This is a genomic window from Sutterella sp. (assembly GCF_052272535.1).
GTDB lineage: Bacteria > Pseudomonadota > Gammaproteobacteria > Burkholderiales > Burkholderiaceae_F > Sutterella.
Map to the genome: position 1 here is coordinate 1 of NZ_DAVZJY010000374.1, position 1,086 is coordinate 1,086.

At 67.7% G+C, this 1,086-nt stretch carries 2 protein-coding genes; one reads left to right on the forward strand and one right to left on the reverse strand.

All coding sequences use genetic code 11. The annotated features are described in order from the left end of the window. The coding region (locus ACT6Y9_RS11080; protein WP_443744570.1) for a M20/M25/M40 family metallo-hydrolase at positions 1–945 on the forward strand (945 nt) is incomplete at its 5' end. Here ACT6Y9_RS11080 and ACT6Y9_RS11085 read toward each other — a convergent pair. Further along, positions 903–1,086: hypothetical protein (locus ACT6Y9_RS11085; RefSeq protein ID WP_443744571.1), on the reverse strand; the 184-nt coding region annotated here is incomplete at its 5' end. The two genes, ACT6Y9_RS11080 and ACT6Y9_RS11085, sit on opposite strands and share 43 nt — an antisense overlap.

A 1,086-nucleotide genomic window follows, 5' to 3' on the forward strand; every position in this document is an offset into this window, starting at 1 on the left:
AGAGATGGCCGCGTCTACGGGCTCGGGTCCTGCGACATGAAGGGGTTCCTCGCCTGTGCGATGGCCTTCGCCGAAAAGCTCTCGGCAGCGCGCATCGTCCCGCAGCAGGGTCTCGGGATCCTCTTGACCTGCGATGAGGAGACCTCCATGCAGGGAGCGCGGACGGCCGCCCCGGTGCTCGCCGAAATGGGCGTCGCACCCGCGCTCGCGGTCGTGGGCGAGCCCACGGAGCTCACGCCCATCTTCGGCCACAAGGGCTACATGGCGAGAAGCGTCGAGATCGCCGGGCGCGCGTGCCACTCCTCGAACCCGACGCTCGGCGTCAATGCGGTGAAGACCGCCGCCGACGTGATCGAGGCGCTCACCGCACTGGAGGAGCGCCTCAAAGGCTCGGTGGATCCCGACTTCGACCATCCCGACGCCCCCGGAGTGCCCTACCCGACCCTCAACATCGGCTCGATCCGCGGGGGCGACAGCGTCAACCGCGTCTGCTCCTCCGTGCGGCTCGAGTTCGACGTGCGCCCGACCCCCTCCCACCCGGCCGAGAAAGTCCGCGACGAGCTCGATGCGCTTGAAGCGGAACTCAACCGCCGGCACCCCGGCGGGGTGAAGGTCTCTGCGCTCTATCCGGACCTCGACCCCTTCGGGAACTCCGATCCCGACGTCCGCCGCATGGTCGAACGGATCGCCGCAGTGAAGGGCGAGTTCGTGAGCTACGCCACCGAAGCCTCCTTCCTCCAAAGACTCGGCCCCACCGTGGTGATGGGACCGGGCTCGATCCGCCAGGCGCACGGCGTAGACGAATTCTGCGCGGTGAGCGAACTCGAAGGATGCATGGGGCTCCTCGAGAAGCTCTTCATCAGGTGCGGCGGCGCACTGCCGCCCGCATTAAGTCCCGACACTCACACCGTCATGCCCTCGAAGCGCTTCGTTTCGGCGCAGTAGATCAGTGCGACGCGGATGAGCGTCCTGCCTTCGAGCCGCGCCTCGCCGTACCGCCGCGCCTCGATCTGCCGCCGCGCCTCCTCGAACTTCACGGGAACCTCTGTCGCCCTGTGGGCGAATGTGATCACTCTCCGGCCTGAA